The sequence below is a fragment of the Alcaligenes faecalis genome, assembly GCF_041521385.1.
In the GTDB taxonomy this organism is placed as follows: Bacteria; Pseudomonadota; Gammaproteobacteria; order Burkholderiales; family Burkholderiaceae_B; genus Alcaligenes; species Alcaligenes faecalis_E.
Genome location: NZ_CP168006.1, coordinates 822,454 through 840,872 on the forward strand (window position 1 = coordinate 822,454; position 18,419 = coordinate 840,872).

Below are 18,419 nucleotides of genomic sequence, written 5' to 3' on the forward strand. Positions count from 1 at the left end.
AGCCTAATAGATACAGGCCCAAGGTACTCGGCCCGAAGGGAACAATACAAACGACACCAAAAAAAACGAGAATAACACACATTCTCAATTGTAAGGTGGCATCCAAAAACACAAAACCCCGACAACACCTTGAATTAATGGGGTTTTATGGTGACCTTATCGTTCCAGGGCCAATCCTTGCATCAGCGTTGACACACAAGCCCGCGACTGCTTGGTATCGGTGCCACACCTGTTTTTTCGCTGTTTCTCGCCCTGCAAAGCGCAATCAGTTAAAACCATCGGGACGTAGGTCTTTTTTTATTACATCGATGGCTTCACATTCCCAAGCATGATTACCCGCTCAACGTCTCGCCTTACATCAGCGATTGGCCTGATTATGTTTTCTATCCTGGCTGGTTTGTTCTGGTGGCTATTTTACGAACGCTACTACCGTTACAAAGGCTGTATAGAAACGGCGGCTTCCAGTTGCCTGAGCGCACAAGGAGACAATCTGATCGGCGGTGGTATGGTCTGGGCTTTGCCCGCCTTTATCCTTAGCGTGATCGCTGTGTCTTACCTGTGGCGAGTCATTGGCCACTGCTACAAAAATAAGCCGTAAAACACCGCCCCCTTTAAAAACAACAGTATCCGCACAACAAAAGCAGCTTATACGCATCCTGCTATAATCCGGCCCGGCAATTAGTGATCCTTTTGCCACTACCTTTTTTGCAAGAAGAATCCTTCATGAATAACACCGTGCCAAGTTTTGGTCGGCGTCAGTTTCTCAAAATTCTTGGTGCTGGGGCAGCTGCGCTGTCGGCTACCGCGATGGGACTTTCGACAGCCGCCGCTCAAGTTCCCGCCGCCGTCCGGCCCTACAAACTGCTGCGTGCCAAAGAGACCCGTAATAACTGTACGTACTGTTCAGTCGGTTGCGGCATCCTCATGTACTCCATGGGCGATGGCTCCAAAAACGCGAAACCCCGTATCTTTCACATTGAAGGCGACCCGGACCACCCGGTCAGCCGTGGCTCTCTCTGTCCCAAAGGCGCTGGCCTGCTGGACATGATCCACTCCAAGAATCGCCTGCTGCACCCCGAATACCGGGCACCAGGCTCCAAAGAATGGGTCAAGATCAGCTGGAGCGAGGCCACCAAGCGCATCGCCCGTTTGCTGAAAGACGACCGCGACGCCAACTTCATTGCCAAGAACGAGAAAGGCCAGGTGGTGAACCGCTGGCTCTCTTCGGGCTTTCTGGCTTCCTCGGCCGCATCCAACGAAACCGGCCTGCTGGACTTCAAATTTACCCGTGCCTTGGGGATGCTGGGCATCGACTGTCAGGCGCGGCTCTGTCACGCTCCGACCGTGTCAGCCCTGGCCCCCAGCTTTGGGCGCGGTGCCATGACCAACCACTGGGTGGACATCAAGAACGCCAACGTGGTGATTGTGATGGGCGGCAACCCTGCCGAAGCCCACCCGGTCGGCTTCAAATGGGTGATTGAGGCCAAGATCAAGAACAAGGCCAAGGTCATTGTGGTGGACCCGCGCTTTAACCGCACGGCGGCCGTGGCGGACATCTTCTCGCCCATCCGCGCTGGCTCGGACACCGCCTTTTTGATGGGCATGGTGCGCTGGCTGCTGGAGAACGACAAGATTCAGCACGACTACGTACGCGCCTATACCAACGCCTCCCTGATCGTGCGCGAGGACTTCGCCTTTGACGAAGGCATATTCTCCGGCTTTAACCCGCAAACCAAGGTGTATGACAAGTCCTCCTGGACCTATGCGCTGGACGAAAACGGCGAAGTCATGCGTGACATGAGCATGACGCATCCACGCTCCGTGCTGCAACTGTTGAAAGCCCACGTGGACCGCTACACGCCCGAAGTCGTGGAGAACATTACCGGCGTCAAGCAGGCCGATTTCCTGCAGATTGCCGAAATCATTGGTTCCTGTTCGGCCAAAAACAAAACCCTGACCTGGCTGTATGCGCTGGGTTGGACACACCACACCGGTGGCGCGCAGATTATTCGTGGCGCCGCCATGATCCAGCTCTTGCTGGGCAATATCGGTATGGCCGGTGGCGGCGTGAACGCCTTGCGCGGTCACTCCAATATCCAGGGCTATACCGACCTGGGTCTGCTGTCCTTGCGTTTGCCGGGTTATATGAACCTGCCCTCGGACAATCAGCAAACGCTGGCGCAGTATCTGGACGAAACCACCCCCAAGGATGTGTTACCCGGTCAGGTGAATTACTGGAAGCACACACCCAAGTTCTTCATTTCCTTGCTGAAGAATCTGTACGGCAAGCACGCCACGCAAGCCAACGATTTTGCCTTTGACCTGCTGCCCAAATGGGACCGCAGCTACGACATGCTGGCCTACTTCGACATGATGTATGAAGGCAAGGTCAACGGTTACTTCGCCCAAGGCTTTAACCCGCTGGCCGCGATGCCGGACAAGAACAAGACCTCCAAGGCCTTGTCCAAGCTGAAGTTCCTGGTCATCGTGGATCCGCTGGTCACCGAGACCTCGAACTTCTGGCGCAACGAAGGCCAGTTCAACGACATCAAGACCGAAGAGGTCATGACGGAAGTGTTCCGCCTGCCATCGAACTGTTTTGCGGAAGAGGACGGCTCCATCGTGAACTCGGGCCGCTGGTTGCAGTGGCACTACGCCGGTCAGCAACCTCCTGGCCTGGCCCGCCATGACCCCAATATTCTGGGCGACATCATGATGGAGCTGCGTCGCCTGTACGAAGAAGAAGGCGGCGCCTGTCCCGAACAAGTCCTGAGCATGACCTGGGACGCCGACACCTATCACGACCCGCATTTCCCGCATCCGGAAGAAGTGGCCAAAGAGGCCAATGGCTATGCGCTGGCTGACGTTTTCGACGAGAACGGCAAGCAGATTCTACGCAAGGGCCAATTGCTGGACAGCTTCGCGCAATTGCGCGATGACGGCACGACCCAAAGCTATTGCTGGGTATTTACGGGTTCCTGGACAGAGAAAGGCAACCAGATGGCCAATCGGGACAATACCGACACGGGCCTGGGCAACACCCCCGGCTGGGCCTGGGCCTGGCCGGCCAACCGGCGCATTTTGTACAACCGCGCCTCCATGGATGAAATGGGCAAGCCCTGGGATGAACACCGCCAGATCCTGCATTGGGACGGCCAGCAATGGACCGGGGCGGATATTCCGGATTTCCCGGCCACTCTGCCCCCCGGTAGCCCCGCTGCCCCCTTCATCATGCTGCCCGAAGGCATGGGCCGCCTGTTCTCGGCAAAAGGCATTAATGACGGCCCCTTCCCGGAACACTACGAGCCGGTGGAAAGCCCGATTGCACAGAACCCGCTGCACGAGAAAGTGACGCATAACCCGACGGCCCGGATTCTGTCCAACGATGCCGAGCGCATGGGAAATCGTCACGACTATCCGTATGTGGCCACCACCTATTCCATTACCGAGCTGTTCCGTCACTGGACCAAGCATTCCTATCTGAATGCCATGTTGCAGCCTGAACAGTTTGTGGAAATTGGCGAGCAACTGGCCGCAGAAAAAGACATCCGTCACGGCGACACTGTCAAAGTCACGACCAAGCGCGGCTACATCACCGCCAAGGCGGTGGTGACCAAGCGCATGCGCACCCTGACCGTTGCGGGTCAGGAAGTGCAGCAAATTGGTATCCCCTGCCATTGGGGCTTTGAAGGTGAAACCCGCAAGGGCTTTCTGGCCAATACGCTGTCCCCCGGCGTTGGCGATGCCAATACGCAAACACCGGAGTTCAAAGCCTTTCTGGTCAATGTCGAGAAAATGAAGGGAGCCACGGCATGAATTCGCAAAACATAGTGCGCCGTTCGGCCACCAACTCGGTCACGCCTGCACCACAAGTGCGTGATCACCAAATGGAAGTGGCCAAGCTCATTGACGTGTCCATCTGCATTGGCTGCAAGGCTTGTCAGGTTGCCTGCAATGAATGGAACGACTTGCGTGGCCAGGTTGAGGAAAACGTCGGTGTGTACGACAACCCCAGCGACCTGAGCCCCGATAGCTGGACCTTGATGCGCTTTACCGAGCATGAGGACGAAGCAGGCAAGCTGGAATGGCTGATACGCAAGGACGGATGCATGCACTGCGAGGACCCCGGTTGCCTGAAAGCCTGTCCGGTTCCCGGTGCAATTGTTCAGTATGCCAATGGCATTGTGGATTTTCAGTCCGACCTATGTGTGGGCTGCGGTTACTGCGTGGCAGGCTGTCCTTTCGACGTGCCACGTATTTCCAAGAAAGATAATAAGGCCTACAAGTGCACCCTGTGTTCGGACCGTGTTGCCGTGGGTCAGGCTCCCGCTTGCGCGAAAACCTGCCCGACCGGCGCCATTGCGTTTGGCTCAAAACAGGAAATGAAGGATCTGGCCCTGAGTCGTATCGAGGACCTGAACGAGCGCGGTTATGAAAACGCCGGTCTGTACGATCCCCAAGGTGTAGGCGGCACCCACGTCATGTACGTGCTGCAGCACGCGGACGATCCACAGCGCTATGCCGGTCTCCCCCAAGATCCACACATCAGTTCAGTAGTCGGTGGCTGGAAGGACGTACTCAAACCTGCTGCTGCCGTAGCCGGGGCTGTTGCGGTAGCCGGTATGGCAGCCCACTTCATCGGCGTGGGCCCCAACCGTATTGACGAGGACGACGAGCACACGGACAACACGGAAACGGAAGGAGGCGATCATGTCCAGGAAAGATAATCTTGTTCTGCGCACCAAGTTCCCCGAGCGGCTGTGCCACTGGGCCGTCGTGCTGTGCTTTTTCCTGGCAGCAACGTCGGGGCTGTCCTGGTTCTTCCCCTCTTTTTCCTGGTTAAGTTCCTTTCTGGGCACCCCGCAACTGGCGCGTGTTCTGCATCCCTTTTTAGGGATCGCGGTTTTCGTTGGCCTTTGTTATATGTTCGTCCGCTTTGTGAAGTACAACCTACCGGCCAAAACAGACCTGATCTGGTTCCGTAACGTCAAAGGTGTGATCCTGAACAACGCCAAACAGCCATTGAAAATCGGCAAATACAATGCCGGGCAAAAAGTGCTGTTCTGGCTGATCATGCTGTCCATCGTCACGCTGCTGGTATCGGGCCTGATCATGTGGCGCGCCTACTTTGCCGAGTTCTTCTCCATTCCCGTGCTGCGTCTGGCCATCCTGATCCACTCCGTGGCCGGGATCGGGCTGATCCTGCTGATTCTGGGCCATATTTATCTGGCTATCTGGGTGCGTGGCGCCATCACCGGCATGGTGACAGGCTATGTTTCCAAAGCCTGGATACGCCATCATCACGATCGCTGGCACGATGAATTGCAGACTGCAGAAAAAGATGTAAAGGAAGGCAAGGCATGAACGAAGTTCCTGTTCGCCGTTCCGTTCCGTCGGAAGAGTCCACCCGGCATTTCGACCCCATCCTGCAGCCTGAATTGCAGCAGCTTTACTCCGCCCGCGCATCCCGTTTACGTGAGCTGGCTCAAGGACATGAGCTGGAGGCCTATCTGCGTTTGGCCGCCGATGTGGCTCAGGCTCAGGCAACAGTTTCACCTGAAAGCCGTTCCGATGCCGTGGCCGTTGATCCTGTAAAGATCGCTCGCCAAGGTACATGGGTAAGTCATCTGGATACCCTGCTGGACCAACTTGCCCCCAGTGCTTCGCCAGCGATTACCCCACATCTGGACGCCCTGCGCGCCATGAGCACCCAGACGCGTCTGGAGGCTGGCCTGGCCCTGGCACAACACCAGTTTGATGCCGTCCCCCAGGCATTAGCTCCTTTTCTGTGGGCCGCCTTGTCTTTGGAAGTCGCATTGACAGTACGGGCCGCTCCTTTGCCCGTGGCCAGCAATGAAGAGTCCTCCAACTGCCCGGTTTGTGGTGGCGCCCCTATCGCCAGCCTGATCTATAAAGGCACCCGACAAGGTCTGCGCTATTTGCACTGTTCCTTGTGTGAGTCCCAATGGCATATGGTTCGCGCCAAATGTACCAACTGTGGCGATGCGGGCGATCTGGACTACCTGAGCTTCGATACCACCGAAGCGGTGGTGCGTGCGGAAAGCTGTGGTCACTGCCACAGCTATCTGAAAGTGATCTCACAGGAACACGAACCCAATGCAGAAAGTGTCGCGGACGACTTGGCGACGCTGGTGTTGGATGATGCAGCAAGCGCAGAAGGTTATGGTCGCACCGGCCTGAATCCCTTTGCATTGCCTGATCAAGCCCTGTAAAGAAAAGCACGGATTGGCGGCATGCTGGTCCGTTTTTTTTTCACACTTGTTTCGCGCTACCAGCATTGAACTCTGCGCCCAGCATGCTCGGTGCTCTGCCCTTTTCGTTGCACGATCAAAAGCAGTCCACACCCTTCTATTACGCACTTGCAAGCTCCCGATAGCCAATAAGAGCGAATAGGCTGTAGACCATTAGCGCCCTCATCGTGTCCGGGTATTTGTTTTCTGAGGTTCCACAAGCCCTATAATCAAGAATGATTCCTGTTTAGCTTTCTGCGATCCGACTTTGATGAAAACTTCTTTACCTCACTTTCTGTTTAGTACCGTCACGCTCTGCCTGGCCTGCACGCTGCCCGTCCAAGCCCAACAAACGACACGCCCCTGGAATGAATCCGTGGGCTCCACCATCGTGGACCAGCAACAAAGCCTGTACCGCTTTGAAACGCTGACCATGTCCTCGGAAGACGGCAAGCGGCACTACAAAATACAGATAGGCACCCCAAACCGCCCCGCCCCCGCAAGCGGTCATCCAGTCCTTTACATGGTCGATGGCAACGCCGCCATGGCCAATATTGATGTAGATGACTTGAAAGCCATCAGCGCCCTGTCTGCTCCGGTCTTGGTCGCCATTGGCTACGATACCCCAGCACGTCACGATGTCGTGGCCCGCTCCTTTGACTACACCCCTCCCGTGACAGAAAACGGGGTCAGCAAGTCTGTGAAAGTACGGGGTCGTTTAGGGGGCGGCGCCGATATTTTTCTGGACTATATAGAAACGCACATCAAGCCTGCCGTAGAAAAACGCGAACCTATTGATCGCTCCCGCCAGACTCTGTGGGGCCACTCTTATGGTGGCTTGTTTACCTTGCATACCCTATTCACCCATCCAAATCTGTACCAGCGTTATGTGGCAGGCGATCCTTCCCTTTGGTGGTACGACGGAATTCTGGTCAAGACGGCTCAGGCCTTTGATACGACGCGGGCCAAGGACAAACAAATCGCCATCATGGTCGGCGGACAGCGCCGCAGTACATCCATGAGCAATGCCGCGGCTCAATGGTCCACACAGGATCTCACCAAGCATTTGCAAGAGGCCGGGCTGAACGTCAGCTACGAGAACTTCAGCGAGCTGAACCACGGGCAGATGCTGGCCGCCTCCTTGAAACCCGCCCTGCGAATTGCCGCCCAGCCGTGATGCCCTCGAACCGAAAGCATCACGGCTGAGCACCACATCAGCGCCCTGCCATCAAGGGCGCTGAGCCGCCCCCACAAAGCCGCCATCGGGCAAGGTCAATACATTGAAAGGAGCGGGTTCAATCACCGCTCCCTTGGCATGAATGCCATCAATAACGTCGCCCATATTGTCCAGAGACAAACCAGGCGTGAAACCTGTCGCCTTCTCCCAGCCCCCCTCTGCTGTCTGCACAAACACAGCCCCCATATTCATGGGATTGTTGACCGACAGAACAATTGCTTCGTCTCCAGCTTCGCCCGGCAACAAATCCACAAATACCAGCAAGCAACCAGCATGGTCACCCGGCGTTCGAGTCTCGCACGCCTTGGCCAGATAGGCGATATCCCAGCCTGGATAGGTTTCGATAAAGGACTGGCGCAAAGGATGATCTGCCGGAGAGCTGGGCAAAGCGTTCAAGAGCATCTGCCGCGCCTTGTCCTCGCCTATATCCCAGACTTCCAGATCCTTGTCCGGCACAGCTTCTTCAGACTTACCGACCAACAGGTTTTTCTCGACCACATAGTCCATGGCCCTCTGCCCTGGCAGCCCCCAATACATTCTCATTTCCGTATCCGGAAAGTCATCCGCGCTTAAGGTACCAGCCTCCAGCCGAGCCACTTGCGAAGCCGCCGAAATCGCTTCGGGAGAGCCAATGCGCAGCAGCCAGATAATGGCCAGCACAATCAGAACCAGCGCCATCCCCACATTGGAGCGACGTACTCGCGCCATCCAATGTTGAGGGTGGCAGGCGGCCCAAAAGTAGCTCAAACCATAGCCCGCTGTGACCAGCGCCGCGGTCGTTGCCAGAACACGACTGGGGGTCCAACCATATTGAGCAACCCGCGCCCCCATAGCCCACAAGGCAACACCTGCCAGCACCGGCATCACAAAGCCCAGCAGACGGGCCGAAGCACGCAGTAAAGGGGTGGCGCTGGCATTTGTGTCCTCATCCGCGACGACAGAAGACACCAGCGTCGAGGCCCCCAGAACAGCCGCCACGCACAAGGCGGCCAGCGGCAAGCCTTCACCCGTCCGCCAAGGCAAAGCCACGATGAACACCACCATCACCACCAACAACACGGGGGTCAGCAAACGCAGCAGCTTCAGCAACAGTATCGGAGACAGATAACCACCGTCCGAGTCCGAGGCAAGCGCCAGACCTGCCCCTACCAAAGCACCTGACACCACAGCCGCAACGGGGGGTTCCAGCAGTCCATCCCCAAGAAGGGTAATACCCACAAAGCTGAGCAGAAGATGACATGCCATCAGCACGCCCCAGGCCAGTCCGCAGAAGAACAAGGCCACCGCCCAGGAACACACCATGGACCAGCTCAGTTCGAACAAGCGACGGTAATCCGCCCAGTCCCGTGGATGCTCTACCAGAATGGCAAGAAACGGCAGAGTAATGGTCGCCAGCAGCCCCATGGCCACCCACATCTGGGGGGCTCGCCAAAAAAGGGCGACCTCTGCATATCCCCCTTGTGCCTGCAAGATCAGCGCTGCGCTAGCCACTCCCAGCCCCAGAGACACCAGCAGGGCTTTGCGTACAGAAACGTGCATCAGCAAGGTAAAAGACGCCACCCCAAAGATTCCCACAGCCAGCAGCAAGGAAACCCAGAGATACTCGTAAGATTCAGAGGCCATCATCAAATTATTGAAGGCCACCCATTCAAGCAAGCCCAGCAAGGCCCCGGCCAGGCACAAGGTCAGCGTCCGCCGGTTTTGGAGAAGAGAAAGAGGTGTCGGCGTCATGGTAAATAAGAAGCTATTCGTTAGACAAAAAGGGCGTCTTTTTGCTGCGCTATGTACGATAGGGATCATTCCCTAAAGTTGTTGGCACAGGTACTTGATTTCCAGGTACTCGTCGATACCGTAGCGTGAACCTTCGCGGCCCAGGCCAGACTGTTTGATGCCCCCAAAAGGGGCTACTTCGTTAGAAATCAGGCCGGTGTTAACACCAACCATGCCGTACTCCAAGGCCTCCCCCATCCGCCAGACTCGCGCGTTGTCCCGGGTGAACAAATACGCGGCCAAGCCATATTCGGTATCGTTGGCCATGGCAACGGCCTGCTCTTCAGTGCCAAAGCGGAACAAAGGGGCCACTGGACCGAATAACTCTTCACGGGCCACACGCATGGCGGAGTTTGCCTCCCCCAAGACCGTGGGCAAGAAATAGGTTCCGCCTAAGGGGTGGGGTTGCCCTCCTAGCAGAACACGGGCCCCGTGTTCCAGGGCATCATCAATCAGCTCGCGCAGATGATCGACGGCTTTTTGCTCGATTAATGGGCCTTGCTCCACCCCCGCATCCATCCCGTTGCCCACTTTCAGGGTGGCAACACGTTCGCTTAAGCCTTTGGCAAAGCGATCATAAATACCGTCCTGCACCAGAAAGCGGTTGGCACACACGCAAGTCTGACCACTGTTGCGGTATTTAGAGGCTATCGCCCCCTCAATGGCGGCATCCAGATCGGCATCATCAAAGACGATGAACGGAGCGTTGCCCCCCAGCTCTAACGACAGGCGTTTGATGGTAGGGGCACATTGCGCCATCAACAAACGCCCCACTTCGGTCGAGCCGGTAAACGATAACTTGCGCACAATGGGACTTTCCGTCAACGCAGCCCCCACCACGCTGGACGAGCCTGTGACCAGTTGGAATACACCGGCAGGAATACCCACCTGCTCGGCCAGCGCCGCCAAGGCCAGAGCGGTCAGGGGAGTCAGGCTGGCAGGACGAACAATAATGCTGCAACCCGCGGCCAACGCAGGCGCTACCTTACGAGTAATCATGGCCGCAGGGAAATTCCAGGGAGTGATGGCCGCACACACACCCACAGGCTGCTTGACCACCACAATGCGTTTGTCCGACTGGGGGTGCCCCATCACATCGCCGTACACGCGCTTGGCTTCTTCGCTGAACCACTCCACAAAGGAGGCGGCGTACAGCACCTCACCGCGCGCCTCCGCCCAGGGCTTGCCCTGCTCCAGGGTCATGATGGTGGCCAGGTCATCTGCATTGGCAACCATGGCATCAAACCAGGCGCGCAACAACTTGGCACGTTCGTGCCCGCTGCGTGCCTTCCATTCGCGCTGGGCCACTTCCGCATCGCTGATGACTGCTTCAATTTCTGCTTTAGCCAGGCTGGCGACATCAGCCAGGCACTGGCCCGTAGCAGGATTCAGAACGGCAAAGGTATCGCCATCCGCTGCGCTGACCCAACCCTGGGCGGTCCAGGACTGATCTTTCGCCAGACGGGGATCCTTCAGCTTACTCATCAATGATGTCGCTATAGTGTGCATTATGATCAACCTGTTTCTAAAACGATGAACCCGATCAAAAACATCAAGATCAAACAATCGGAGCCTCAACAAACTGAGGCTCCAGTTTACCTATAGAACATCCCAATCGCTTACGCCATCGTCATCAAGCTTGCATTCCCTCCAGCGGCCGCCGTATTCACGCTCAAGACACGTTCCTGAACCAGTCGCTCCAACGCAATCGCATGGTCTCCTGGAGCCAATGCGGTAATACTGACAATCATTCCCTCTCGGGCCGCGATTCGTTGTTGCCAGCGTTGCAATGAACTGGCCTGTCCATGATGCAGCATGGCGTCCATGTAGCAACGCTCCAGATCATCAGACAGCGTAATGGCCGAACGCACCAAGGCTGGCAAACGGGCGTGTAGTCTCTGTGCCTGCTCATCATGCGCATCCCATACCATCTGACTGCCAACAGCCAACACGGCGCACAATTGCGCGATACGGTCTCGCTCATTATCAGCCACGCCCAGCACCGCCTGACGAGGCACTAAGCGATAGGTATTGGACTCCCCCGTTGGCCCACGCAATTCAAAGCGGCAGTTACTGAAAAAGCGCATCGGCGCACGAGTTGGAGCCAGTTCAGGATGCTGACTCAACCAATCGGCCAAGGCTTGTCGCGCAGCCTCCTGCGGATTCCCTAAGAACTGGCCTGCCCCGTCTGTGCCGAAAGGCTGATTGAGTACCTGTTCAGGCCGCTCCGCCAATAAGCGATACAGGTACAAAGGTCCACCCGCTTTGGGCCCTGTTCCCGACAAACCCTCTCCCCCAAAAGGCTGTACGCCCACCACGGCCCCCACCGTATTGCGATTGACATACATATTGCCCACATGGCTGCGCGCCACAACATAGTCAATGGTTTCATCAATACGGGTATGCAAACCCATGGTCAAGCCATAGCCCTTGGCCCGGATCTGCTCGAGCACCGCATCCAGTTGATCACGGCGATAACGCAACAAGTGCAGTACCGGGCCAAATACCTCTCGCGTCAAATCCGACAGATCAGGCAGCTCAATCAAGGTCGGCGCAATGAACGTGCCGTTGGCCGTTGTCAGCGTACGGGCGGCTTCACCGCCCAGACTCAACTGATGGACGATATGGCCTTTGGCACGCATTTTTGCAATATGCTGCTCAATCCCCTCTTGAGCCCGCTGATCAATCACCGGGCCAATATCATTAGCCCACTCAATAGGATTGCCTACCCGCAATTGAGCCATCGCACCCTGCAGCATGGTGATCAAACGATCTGCCGCTTCTTCCTGGACAAATAAAACCCGCAATGCCGAACAACGCTGCCCAGCACTATCGAAAGCCGATACGATCACATCTTGCACAACCTGCTCAGTCAATGCAGACGAATCGACAATCATGGCATTTTGACCACCTGTCTCCGCAATCAAAGGCACTGGCCCCCCATGCTGACCCATTCGTTGCGAGACCGTCGCCTGTAAGCCACGAGCCACTTCGGTTGAGCCGGTAAACATGACGCCCTGCACACGATCATCCGACGTCAACTGTGGTCCAACTACACTGCCTCGACCAATCACCAGTTGCACAGCCTGGCGGGGCACACCCGCGTCCCACAACAGTCGAACCGCCTGGGCGGCAATCAAGGAGGTCTGCTCCGCTGGTTTGGCCAATACTGTATTGCCCGCCGCCAAGGCGGCGGCTACCTGACCCGTGAAAATCGCCAAGGGGAAGTTCCAGGGGCTGATGCACACGATTGGCCCAAGAGGGCGATGGCTGTGGTTGGAGAACTGGACCTGCACTTGCTGGGCGTAATAACGCAGGAAATCCACCGCCTCACGCACCTCGGCAATCGCATTGGCATAGGTTTTACCCGCCTCGCGCACCAGTATTCCCATCAGAGGCTGCATTTGCGCCTCCATGCCATCCGCCGCCCGCAACAAGATGGCTGCACGCTCAGCAGGCTCGACCGCAGCCCATTGAGGAAAATACTGACTGGCCGTCTGCAAGGCCAACTCCACCTGCTGCTCTGTCGCACTGGATACCTGACCAAGCTGATCGCGATGATCCGCTGGATTCACGATCGGTGTCGCCACAGCTGCGGCCAAATCATCATGCGGCGTCTCCATGCCCAACATGGCTTGCACCTGCATAGACGTGCTCGCTTCCTGCTGCAAGGTTTGCGAAAGCGTCTTTAACTGCTGCTCATCGGCTAGATTCAATCCCCATGAGTTGGGACGGGATGCACCATACAAATCGCGTGGCAAGGCAATGCCAGCATGCGGCAAGCCAAGCTGCCCCTCTTGCGCGGCCATTTGCTCGACCTGCAACACAGGATCACGCACCAGTTCGCCCAGCGCGATGCTCTCGTCCGCGACCTGATTCACAAACGACGTATTGGCCCCATTTTCCAGCAAGCGCCGCACCAGATACGCCAACAAAGTCTCATGCGTACCAACGGGTGCGTAAATGCGGCAAGGTCGCCCCAGTTTGCCTTGCTCGGGCTGGCCCACCACCTGCTCGTATAAAGGCTCCCCCATCCCGTGCAAGCACTGGAATTCATACTGTCCCGGATGATACTGATCAGGCCCGGCCAGCTCATAAATGCTGGCCAGTGTCTGAGCATTATGCGTGGCAAACTGGGGATAGATTTGTTCTGGTGCAGCCAGCAGTTTGCGTGCGCACGCGACATACGACAGATCGGTATAGGGCTTACGTGTATAGACCGGGTAACCGTCCAAACCATCTAACTGCGCCCGTTTGATTTCACTGTCCCAATACGCCCCCTTGACCAGACGAACCATCAAACGCTGATTACTGCGACGGGCCAGATCAATGACATAGTCAATGACATACGGGCATCGCTTTTGGTAGGCCTGAATCACAAAGCCAATTCCTTTCCAGCCCCGTAAGTCTGGCTCGAAACAAAGCCGCTCCAACAGGCCCAGGGAAATCTCCAGGCGATCGGCCTCCTCCGCGTCAATATTCAGACCAATATCGTAATGACATGCCAGACGGGCCAGCTTTAACACCAAGGGATACAACTCTTCGTGCACCCGGTCAATCTGGGCACGGCTGTAACGCGGATGCAAGGCAGACAATTTGATGGAAATCCCTGGGCCGTCATACACGCCACGGCCATTGGAGGCCTTGCCAATGGCATGAATAGCCTGCTCGTAATCTTGCAGATAGCGTTGGGCATCGGCCGCCGTCAACGCCGCCTCACCGAGCATGTCATAGGAATAACGAAAGCCCTTGGCCTCCAGGGAGCCTGCGTGTTGCAAGGCCGCCTGGATGGTTTCACCCGTCACAAACTGCTCGCCCATCATCCGCATTGCCATATCCACCCCTTTGCGAATCAGGGGTTCACCACCTTTGGCGATCAAACGCCCCAGCGAGGCCGACATCCCGGTTTCGCTATAGGTGGATACCAGTTTGCCCGTCACCATCAAACCCCACGCGGCGGCGTTGACAAAGATGGGCGCACCTTTCTTGCCAACGTGTTGACGCCAATTGCCATGACTGATCTTGTCACGAATCAAGGCATCGCGTGTTGCCGTATCAGGAATACGCAGCAAGGCCTCGGCCAGACACATCAGGGCAATGCCCTCCTGGGACGACAAGGAAAACTCCTGTAAGAGGCCCTGCACCAATCCCGACTTGCCCGTGGCGGTTTTACGCTGCCGCAACGCTCCCGCAACCCGCAGGGCCAGAGCCTGCGCCCGGGTCGCCATCTCACCCGGTAAACGAGCCTGGTCCAACAGACTGGGCACAAGCTCGGTTTCTGGACACAGCCAGGCCCGCGTAATGGCTTGCCGCAAAGGGGATTGCTCCAACCAAGGCGTCAAAGCGGCGAAAGAGTGTACGGCTGCACGAACTGGCGACGCGCACGCACCTTGTTGTAGGACCATGAACTACCCCTGCAATAAAGACGAAAGACAGATTGATGACAAATTTTTCGCTATTATTAAGGAATAAATGTAAAATTTCTCACTATATTTAGGCTATTCAGTAGTGAAAAATAAATCATGAAAGACCATGAGCACCAACTTGACAAGCAAGATCTGAAAATTCTGGACTTGCTGCAACAAGACGGACGTATTGCCAACACCAAACTGGCCGAGGCCGTTGCCCTGTCTCCAACAGCAGCTCTGGCTCGGGTGCAGCGTCTAACGCGAGAAGGCTATATCCTGGGCTACGAGGCCCGACTCAATCCCGCCAAGCTCAAGGCAGGGATGTTGGTGTTTGTTGAAGTATTGTTAGACCGCACCACGCCCAACGTATTTGAAGAGTTCAAGCTGGCGCTACAGGATCGACGCGAAGTCATGGAATGTCATATGGTGGCAGGCGGTTTTGACTACCTGCTCAAAACCCGTCACGAAGATATGACTGCGTACCGGGACTTTGCCGGTCGCGTACTGTGGAAACTACCTGGTATCCGTGAAACCCGCACCTTTGCCGTCATGGAAGAGGTCAAAAGCTCCATGGCCCTGGATTTAAGCCGGATTTGGTAACTCGAGCGAGAGACCTCGTTAAGGGCGCCGTCAGCGCCCGTCTTACCGTCAAGCCACGCCGTCCTGCGCGATGCCAAGCACAACGCTGAGACGGCCAGGCCTTGCCATTGTTAGCTGTCGATCGGCCGGAGAATCACTCCCCCAAGGTGGGGTGTGAACTTACCCACAGCACGGTGGCATCCTGCTCGCCACCGGAAATACAGGCATGTCCCATCGCGCTGTCAAAGTAACAGGAGTCTCCACTTTCCAGCTCCAGAGGGGCATAAAAATCCGTGTGTATCACCACCGTCCCTGTCAACACATAGATGAATTCCTCGCCATCATGCCGCAACAAAGTCTTAAAGGCCTTGGAGTCATGCGCCTTGATCGTGGTTACCAAGGGGATAAATTGCTTATCCGCCAGATCGCTGTGCAAGATTTCATAACTGTACTGCCGCGTGTCATGCACCACGCCTTCCCCCCGTCGAGACACGCTGCGTCTACCCAGCGGTGTGGGCTTGGAAGTCTGGCCAAACAGTTCGCCCACATGCACATCTAACCCTTGGGCCAGGGCAGCAATTTTTTCGTATGTCGGAGATAACTGCCCATTTTCAATCTTGGATAAGGCCGAGGCAGAAATCCCCGATCGCTCACTTAATTGTTGCAGGGTCAATTTGGCCTGACGGCGTAATTGATTCAGTTTGGCGGCCAATACATTGACGGGATCATCAGGGGGGGTCATGGCAGTTTTTAAGGCGTCCTGGATGCACTACCTATGGAAAACCCTTAAAGAGAATTTTCCAATATGGCAATATTATTTCGTATAAGAAATTTTTTTCTCAAAATTACAGGCAGGTGCCTGTACGTTGATGGTAGATCACATGCAAATCCTGGATCAAGCTCAAACTGAGCACTCCATGCCTTTCGATCGTCTTTTTGATGCGATCGAATCCATGTTTATTGAAGGCTGCAGCGTGCCTTTACGGCACAACCACGCCATTGAAAACGCCGATCACACCCCCGGCACCCTGCTGCTGATGCCCGCCTGGCAGCCCGGTAAGCGCCTGGGCCTGAAAACCGTATCCATTTTTCCGGACAATAACACTCAGGGCCTGCCTGGCCTGCACTCAACCTATACCCTGTTTGATGCCACCACAGGCAAACCGCTGGCGGCCCTGAACGGCGATGTCATCACCTCCCGTCGTACCGCTGCCGCCTCAGCCCTGGCTGCACGCTGGCTCAGCCGCCCCGACTCGCAAACGCTACTGGTCGTTGGCGCAGGTCGGATTGCCAGCTTGCTGGCCGATGCCTATCGCACCGTCCGCCCCATCCGCACGGTCTTGGTCTGGGATCGAAATGCCGACAATGCACTCGCCTTGGTCGAACGTTTAAACCGCGACGGCTTTGACGCTCATCATGCGCTTGAGCTGGAAAGCGCCGCACAACAAGCGGACATCATTACTTGCGCCACCCTGGCCACCGAGCCACTGATTCAAGGCCAATGGCTGCAAGCCGGTACGCATCTGGACCTGATCGGCAGCTTCATGCCCACCATGCGCGAGAGCGATGACGCCTGCTTTACACGCGCCACCGTTTTTGTTGATACCGATGAGGCAGCGATGAAATCCGGCGACATTCTGGAACCCATCAAATCCGGAAAATTCGACCCTGCCGACATTACCGCCACGCTGGAAGATCTGTGCCAGGGCCGACATCCTGGCCGCCAGAGTGCCGACGAAATCACACTGTTCAAAGCCGTTGGCACAGCCTTGGAAGACCTGGCTGCCGCGACACTGGCTTACGACCTTTGGCAAGAACAATCCTCTACTTTTACACCGGGCTGATTGGCTCAACGCGAACCAATAACAAGGAAACCCCTCATGACGGCAAACGTCACCCCCCCCGCACAACGTGCCTCCGCCAAGCGCGTACTTCTGGCTAGCCTGACAGGCAGTTCTATTGAATGGTTTGATTATTTTCTGTACGGCACAACCGCCGCACTCGTTTTTAACAAACTGTTTTTCCCAACCTTCGACCCTGTCGTCGGTTTAATGCTGGCCTACCTCTCCTTTGCCCTCACCTTCTTCATTCGACCCTTGGGCGGCTTGATCTTTGCCCATATTGGGGACCGAATCGGACGCAAGAAAACCCTGGTCATTACCTTGTCCATGATGGGCGGGGCCACCGTTCTGATTGGACTCTTGCCAGGCTACGATACGATCGGCGTCTGGGCGCCCATTTTGCTGGTGCTGCTGCGTCTGATTCAAGGTTTGGGTATTGGTGGAGAATGGGGCGGTGCCTTGCTACTGGCCTATGAATATGCAGCGCCAAACCGGCGCGGGCTGTTCGGTAGCGTTCCGCAGATGGGCGTGACCATTGGCATGCTGCTGGCTACCTTGGCCATGACCTTGATGAGCCTGCTGCCCGATGAACAGTTCATGAGCTGGGGCTGGCGCATCCCCTTCCTGGCAAGCGCCGGACTGGTTTTTCTGGGCCTATGGGTACGTAATGGCATTGATGAGACACCGGACTTCCAGAAAGCCAAGCAAGAAGGTCAAGTGGCCAAAATGCCATTGGTTGAAACCTTGCGAGACCATTGGCGTGAAGTGCTGATTGCCATCGGCGCCAAAATTGTGGAAACGGCACCCTTTTATTTATTCTCGACCTTTGTCGTCAGCTACGCCACCAGCAGCACCTTGCAGTACGAACGTTTTGATGTTCTTAACGCGGTGACCGTCGCCACGCTGGTCACCACCTTCTGCATTCCACTGATGGGGCTGTTGTCGGACTATATCGGTCGCGTCAAAGTATTTATTGCTGGCGCAGTAGCCATGGCCTTGTTTGCCGTCCCTTACTTCCTGCTACTTGACCAACGCTCCACCACATCCTTAATGATTGCTACGGTTGTTGCCCTGGGTCTGATCTGGGCACCCATCACCGCCGTGCTGGGCACCATGTTTTCGGAGATTTTCGCTACACGTGTCCGCTATACCGGCATTACCCTGGGCTATCAAATTGGTGCCGCCTTGGCCGGTGGGACAGCACCATTGATCGCAACATGGCTCATGAGTCGATACGACGGCTCCTGGGTGCCTGTCGCGGTCTACATTATTGTTGCCGCGCTCATCTCCATTGCAGCCGTGTCAGCCGTACGGATACGCAAACCGGAGTAAA

General features: G+C 56.2%; 13 protein-coding genes. 9 read left to right on the top strand and 4 right to left on the bottom strand.

Features of this window, described 5'->3' with window-relative positions; translation table 11 throughout:
• Positions 1-328 precede the first annotated feature (328 nt).
• The 6 genes from ACDI13_RS03930 (at position 329) to ACDI13_RS03955 (ending at position 7,428) form a co-directional block, all read left to right on the top strand.
• Complete coding sequence (locus ACDI13_RS03930; RefSeq protein ID WP_372372736.1) at positions 329-598, top strand: hypothetical protein; 270 nt, start codon at positions 329-331, stop codon at positions 596-598.
• A 125-nt stretch (positions 599-723) separates the two neighbouring features.
• Positions 724-3,816, top strand: a complete 3,093-nt coding sequence (fdnG, locus tag ACDI13_RS03935) for a formate dehydrogenase-N subunit alpha (protein WP_316990346.1) — start codon at positions 724-726, stop codon at positions 3,814-3,816.
• Positions 3,813-4,727: a formate dehydrogenase subunit beta gene (gene fdxH, locus ACDI13_RS03940; RefSeq protein ID WP_316990345.1), complete on the top strand. Its 915-nt coding sequence runs from the start codon at positions 3,813-3,815 to the stop codon at positions 4,725-4,727. The genes fdnG and fdxH overlap by 4 nt, the downstream gene beginning before the upstream one ends.
• A complete protein-coding gene (locus ACDI13_RS03945; RefSeq protein ID WP_316990344.1) occupies positions 4,711-5,364 on the top strand; it encodes a formate dehydrogenase subunit gamma in 654 nt (217 codons plus the stop codon). Before fdxH ends, ACDI13_RS03945 begins: the two co-directional genes overlap by 17 nt.
• Positions 5,361-6,233 (top strand): formate dehydrogenase accessory protein FdhE, encoded by an 873-nt coding sequence (gene fdhE, locus ACDI13_RS03950; RefSeq protein WP_316990343.1) that lies wholly within the window; start codon positions 5,361-5,363, stop codon positions 6,231-6,233. Before ACDI13_RS03945 ends, fdhE begins: the two co-directional genes overlap by 4 nt.
• 289 nt (positions 6,234-6,522) lie before the next feature.
• Entirely contained in the window at positions 6,523-7,428 is a 906-nt protein-coding gene (locus tag ACDI13_RS03955) for an alpha/beta hydrolase-fold protein (protein ID WP_316990342.1), read from the top strand.
• Positions 7,429-7,479: 51 nt separating this feature from the next.
• Here the strand turns inward: ACDI13_RS03955 and ACDI13_RS03960 are convergent, their stop codons facing one another.
• The 3 genes from ACDI13_RS03960 to putA form a co-directional block, all read right to left on the bottom strand.
• Positions 7,480-9,219, bottom strand: a complete 1,740-nt coding sequence (locus tag ACDI13_RS03960; RefSeq protein WP_316990341.1) for a DUF4153 domain-containing protein — start codon at positions 9,217-9,219, stop codon at positions 7,480-7,482.
• A 72-nt stretch (positions 9,220-9,291) separates the two neighbouring features.
• Complete coding sequence (locus ACDI13_RS03965) at positions 9,292-10,767, bottom strand: NAD-dependent succinate-semialdehyde dehydrogenase (protein ID WP_316990340.1); 1,476 nt, start codon at positions 10,765-10,767, stop codon at positions 9,292-9,294.
• A 110-nt stretch (positions 10,768-10,877) separates the two neighbouring features.
• On the bottom strand, positions 10,878-14,663 hold the full coding sequence (putA, locus tag ACDI13_RS03970) for a trifunctional transcriptional regulator/proline dehydrogenase/L-glutamate gamma-semialdehyde dehydrogenase (protein ID WP_316990339.1): 3,786 nt from the start codon (positions 14,661-14,663) through the stop codon (positions 10,878-10,880).
• Between the two features lie 117 nt (positions 14,664-14,780).
• On the opposite strand from putA, the gene ACDI13_RS03975 reads away from it, so the two are divergent.
• A complete protein-coding gene (locus tag ACDI13_RS03975) occupies positions 14,781-15,266 on the top strand; it encodes an Lrp/AsnC ligand binding domain-containing protein (protein ID WP_316990338.1) in 486 nt (161 codons plus the stop codon).
• Between the two features lie 133 nt (positions 15,267-15,399).
• On the opposite strand, the gene ACDI13_RS03980 is transcribed toward ACDI13_RS03975, so the two are convergent.
• Entirely contained in the window at positions 15,400-15,987 is a 588-nt protein-coding gene (locus tag ACDI13_RS03980) for an XRE family transcriptional regulator (RefSeq protein WP_316990337.1), read from the bottom strand.
• Positions 15,988-16,114: 127 nt separating this feature from the next.
• Here ACDI13_RS03980 and ACDI13_RS03985 point away from each other — a divergent pair, with 127 nt between their 5' ends.
• Together ACDI13_RS03985 and ACDI13_RS03990 are read left to right on the top strand one after the other, a co-directional pair.
• Entirely contained in the window at positions 16,115-17,089 is a 975-nt protein-coding gene (locus ACDI13_RS03985) for an ornithine cyclodeaminase family protein (RefSeq protein WP_372372741.1), read from the top strand.
• Positions 17,090-17,125: 36 nt separating this feature from the next.
• Entirely contained in the window at positions 17,126-18,418 is a 1,293-nt protein-coding gene (locus ACDI13_RS03990) for an MFS transporter (protein ID WP_316990335.1), read from the top strand.
• Position 18,419 lies beyond the last annotated feature (1 nt).